This is a genomic window from Okeania sp. SIO3I5 (assembly GCF_010672085.1).
In the GTDB taxonomy this organism is placed as follows: Bacteria; Cyanobacteriota; Cyanobacteriia; order Cyanobacteriales; family Microcoleaceae; genus Trichodesmium.
The window spans coordinates 1-5,324 of the sequence record NZ_JAAHHT010000394.1; the positions used below are offsets into that span (position 1 = coordinate 1).

A 5,324-nucleotide genomic window follows, 5' to 3' on the forward strand; every position below is an offset into this window, starting at 1 on the left:
GGGCATCGTTCCAAGTTATATTCATCCCGCCCCTGAGCAATGCCTTAAAAGTGACGAGTTTAAGTAGGGTTGCCGGAGAAAAGCAGAGTGTGGTCCGGGTGGGAAGTTTGGTTATATGAGGGTTTGGTTTGACAACCCCTACGGTAATGTTTTCTGATTTTTTTGGCGCTATGAGGGGTCACGCCCCAAACTGCAACGTTATAGTTATTGAAATTTTTGGATGACATAAAATCCGGTGATATAATTCTATCTACCCTACTGCCCAAACTATAGCAATCCGCGCATAGGTTGTAAGATTTTATCGTAGGGGTTTGGTCTCCAAATCCCTTTGCGCTTGGGGAAAGGAGAGCAAACCCCTACAGTTTTTTCTTAAAAATCATTTCATATTGCTATATATAATAAGTATTCAACCGGAGCTGATATTATTAATTGTGACAATAATTGTTGTCACATTTGCTTTGATTTTATAATATAATTGTAAGGGTTTGGAGACCAAACCCCTACCTTATTTATTTTGCAGTAAATAATTTAAAGTAGGTAGAAACGAAAAATTCTTTGATAGGAATTGCTACAAAAGTTAAAGGGTTAATTGTAACGATTATTGTTCTAACGTCTGCTTTTGCTAATTTAATTATCTGTTTTGCTACCCAGTCTGCAGACATAATTCCAACGGGATTCAAGTTACTTTTAAACGGACCTAATATTAATTTTCTAATTACACAAGGAGCGTCTAATTTCCTCAATGTAACTAAATCTCCAAGGGATCTTTTTGTGAGTTCGTAAAGAGGACTAAATGCTGGATTAACTTCTGCTTCTGAGGTATTTACCCAGATTTCTTTACAGGCAATATCGGTATTTGTTCTGACTGTTTTGAGGAATATTTCTAACATTCGCCAGCTAGAAAATGTATTTATTTCGTAGGATTTAGCGATCGCTTCTGCTGTCTTTTCTCCATGTACGTTAATGCCGTGGTTTAAGACTAAAATATCTACTTTTTCAAATAATTCTGCTAATTTTTCTTCTTGACTTATTTGCCAATTTATGGTATTTATCTCCAAGATTTGACCGTCTATGTCTAAGGTGATGGTCTGGTCTTTGGATGTCAGAGCAATAACTTTTGCCCCTGCTTGATGAAGGTGTTTGAGGAGACTTTGGCCTAAACTGCCGGAAGCTCCTGTGACGGCGATTGTTTTACCTTTGAGGGAAAGTGCTGTACCCATAAGTTTATCTACTAAGGTGAGAGTTCCACAGAAATAGGCGTTTTGATTGTCGAAGTGGTGGCGCCAATGGTACGGACGGTTGACGAGCAAGTTTGCGGGAGGCGTTAAAAATGCACCGGGAAGATGATTGATATCTGTAAGTTGGTCAGCTCCAGGAATACCTGTGGCACGAGCGATCGCTGGAAAAAGGAAAGTTAGGGTATAGAGAACTCCTGCGAGAGTTGCCCATTGATAGGAAGGCATCCAGACAAAAAACAGGCCCCAGAATAGGATACCAAAGGTTAACATTACCACAGATTCTGGTACATCGTGATACCAAGTAGCTTTTTGATAAATTTCTGTACTGACAATACTCAAGTCACGACGGAAAACGCGATGATGCCAACCATGCCATTTATAGAGGGGCGTCCAAATATGAGAAACTACATGATAAAGGTCTCGTATCAGTTCGGCAAAAAGTACAGAACCGAGAACTAGAGAAATATTAATTATCCAAGGATTAAGTGGGGAAAATTGCATTAGGTGTACTACTAAATAATTACCAAAACTAAGATAAACATATTTTAGAGTAACACTATTTTCAGTTATCAGTTATCAGTTATCAGTTATCAGTAATTAGTTATGAATTTACAGCAGATAAAGTAGGGAAGTTTCGCTGCGCGACATGAAACGCATTTTTGCTATGGAACGTCCCTACTTTACAGATAATTCTTTTTTAATCTTCTGGCAAAAGTCTATAAAATATTGAAAGGTTTTTAAATGTTCTGGTTCTGATGTAACTCTCTTTTTTAATTCATCTAAATAGGATTCATTTTGAGCATTTCTCGGAAATTTTTTATTATAGCTAGTGTCATTAGCTCTAAATATTTCCTTGAGATATAACTCGTGAAATTTTGCATGATTATAATGTTGACTATAATTACCCATTAATTCTGGATCTTCCATAGATAAATCATAATATTTCACATAATCTGAAATAGTTTTCTCCAGAGGTTGTTTAAAGTCGAACATTTTTCTATTACCTAATAGCCAAGTTTCGATACATCGGTTTTGAATAATAAAAATAGGCTCAATTTTTCCTAATTTTAAGTATAGGTCATTTCTTTTCATAGAATTTTCAATTTGTTGTCTTCTACTTACCACAGTTTCTTCATCAGCATCAAGACAAATTACCAGGTAATTATATTTCCCTGTTTCTTTGATTTTTTCAACGGTCTTCCTAAGTTCTTCCCCAATAATCAAAGGAAAACCACCAGCGCTAACTAAACAGTAATTATTGTGCTTAACTTGATGATAATGTTGTACTTTCTCTAATTCAGGTAGAAGAAACTCTAGCCAAGAGCCATAAATTTTTTTCTCTGTTTTGCCTTCTAAAAGGAAATAAATATTCATTCTGCTTCTCCCTCTTCGGACAATTCTTCAAGGAAGTTAATTAGGTCGATAAAACCTTGATGTGTGGATTGAGCTAGTCCTAATTCTTTAGGTTCTTTTACTGTTACTGTATTGCCTTGGCGAGTGACAATTTTCCAATATTTATTTCCGATATTATTGATAATGTATGGATGGTGACTGGTAATAATAAATTGTAGTCTAGGATTTTCTAAGATTAAATCTGTGACACTATCTAGACAATTTACTCCTAAACTATTTTCAAACTCATCAATTAATATTACGCTCCCTTCTGGAGATAAATAGAATTCGCTAATGTACATCAATGTTTTCAACATTCCCGAAGAAATAGTATTTGGTTTAATCCAACGCTCAACTCCTCTTTCTTTTATATAGACAATGCTACCTCCTAGTAAAGAGTCAATCGGTGGTTCAGATAATCCATAATTAATGAATTGATGCCCTATTTTAATATCTTCTACTGTATGAAATAGTTCTACAAATGTATCTTTAATTTTGTTAAAAGTTTCTGGTAGAAATTGATAAGCTAAACAGAATTTCATAAAAATAGAAATATTGCTTTCTTTAAGATCGTTGAGAGAGCAATTTTGGTATTTTTCTAATATATGAGTAGGTATTTTCAATAGATTTTCAAAAGATTTGTCTGAATTTGTGATAATTTTATTAAACTCATCTTTCACAGGACTAATATCTTCTTCTTGGTTAAATAATTCTACAATACTTTGAAATGGTGATAATTTTGGAATTTGGCTACCTTTAAATATGATTTTTTCTGAATCTCTTTCAATAATAATTTGCTTATCTTTAGAAATATGTTCAGAGATGATTTTCAACTTATATTCTTCATCCGAATCATTTCTTCTTATTCTCAATCCTTTCACAGTTTCAAATTCTCCTTGCCAACGATATGATATATTATCTTTGGTTAGAAAAGTCACATCCCAATACATTCCATTGAATGACTTACCATTAACAATTTCTTTGAGATATAAAATTGAGCTAATAATTTTAGTTTTACCTGCACCAGAAACACCAACCAACAAGTTAAGATGAGGCGAAAATTCAATTTCTTCAAGATACCAAGAACGTGCGCGATCGCCAAATTCTAATTTTTGGATTTTCATTTATTACCTCTCTAAAATTATTCTAGAAATTATATCATATAATGTAGGTTAGGGAGAACAAAGAATAACCCAACAAACCATTATCATTGTTGAGTTATTTCCTAACTTAATCCGTATATCCGTGGCATAATCCGTGTGAGCCAACCCAACCTACAGTTATTCAAATTTGACAAATATTTCCACAGTAGTTTTATAGCAAAAATTCAATAAATTTCTAATCCCAAAATTCCGAGCGATCGCCAAATTCTAATTTGGCGATTTTCATTTTTTATCTATCTAAAATTATTCTGGAAATCAGATAAAATAATGATAGGCGGCATAAAACAAAGAATAAGCCAAGAAACCATGATGATTGTTAATTTATTTCTTAATCCGTGTATCGGTGGCCAAATCAGTGTGAGCCAAATTTGACAAATATTTCCACAGTTTTATGGCAAAAATTCAATAAATTTCTAATCCCAAAATTCCGAGCGATCGCCAAATTCTAATTTTTGGATTTTGATTTTTCATCTATCTAAAATTATTCTAGAAATCAGATCACATCATGTAAGTTAGGGAGAACAAAAAATAACCCAACAAACCATTATTATTGTTGAGTTATTTCTTAACTTAATCCGTGTATCTGTGGCATAATCCGTGTGAGCTATCCGTGGCATAATCCGTGTGAGCTATCCGTAGTTTTATAGCCAAAATTCAATAAATTTAAAATGCGAAAATTCGTCGCGATCGCCAAATTCTAATTTTTGGATTTTCATTTTTCATCTATCTAAAATTATTCTGGAAATCAGATAAAATAATGATAGGTGGCATAAAACAAAGAATAAGCCAAGAAACCATGATGATTGTTAATTTATTTCTTAATCCGTGTATCGGTGGCCAAATCAGTGTGAGCCAAATTTGACAAATATTTCCACAGTTTTATGGCAAAAATTAAATAAATTTCTAATCCCAAAATTCCGAGCGATCGCCAAATTCTAATTTTTGGATTTTCATTTTTCATCTATCTAAAATTATTCTAGAAATCAGATCACATAATGTAGGTTAGGGAGAACAAAAAATAACCCAACAAACCATGATCATTGTTGAGTTATTTCTTAACTTAATCCGCGTATCCGTGGCCAAATCAGTGTGAGCCAAATTTGACAAATATTTCCACAGTTTTATTTGGTTCTAAATCTATATATCGGGCACGAATAGTAGAATTTGATTTAACAGGAACAAAGCTAGTCATACTCCCTAAAGAAAGTAAATCTCCTTTTTTCAATTCTTTTCCTTCAGCTTGCAAAGAATCTTTAATCCACAACACAACATTCAAGGGATTACCTAATAAACCACTACCATTTCCTGATGCTAATACCTTGCCATTTTCGTCTAATATTTCTATCTGTAAACCTTTCAAACGATTTTCCCATTCATCAGTATCAACGACAGGAATAGGTTGACCTAAAATTCCTGTTCTTGCTCCAACATTAATTGCTAAAAGAGCCGGCGCATCTATTTTTATATCTTCGCTATAAACTAAATCTCCCAATTCAATAAATGGGATAACTGCATCTAAATATTTAAAAGT

At 33.5% G+C, this 5,324-nt stretch carries 4 protein-coding genes and 1 pseudogene; all 5 read right to left on the minus strand.

What is annotated here, in order from left to right; all coding sequences use genetic code 11:
- Positions 1-509: 509 nt before the first annotated feature.
- A complete protein-coding gene (locus tag F6K40_RS38475; protein ID WP_293145045.1) occupies positions 510-1,739 on the minus strand; it encodes a bifunctional sterol desaturase/short chain dehydrogenase in 1,230 nt (409 codons plus the stop codon).
- A 174-nt stretch (positions 1,740-1,913) separates the two neighbouring features.
- Positions 1,914-2,612, minus strand: coding sequence for a hypothetical protein (locus F6K40_RS38480; protein WP_293145048.1), 699 nt, complete (start codon positions 2,610-2,612; stop codon positions 1,914-1,916).
- Positions 2,609-3,754, minus strand: a complete 1,146-nt coding sequence (locus tag F6K40_RS38485) for an ATP-binding protein (RefSeq protein ID WP_293145051.1) — start codon at positions 3,752-3,754, stop codon at positions 2,609-2,611. Before F6K40_RS38485 ends, F6K40_RS38480 begins: the two co-directional genes overlap by 4 nt.
- A gap of 850 nt (positions 3,755-4,604) precedes the next feature.
- Complete coding sequence (locus F6K40_RS38490) at positions 4,605-4,754, minus strand: hypothetical protein (RefSeq protein WP_293145054.1); 150 nt, start codon at positions 4,752-4,754, stop codon at positions 4,605-4,607.
- A 123-nt stretch (positions 4,755-4,877) separates the two neighbouring features.
- A pseudogene (locus F6K40_RS38495) lies at positions 4,878-5,324 on the minus strand (hydratase); the annotation flags it as partial.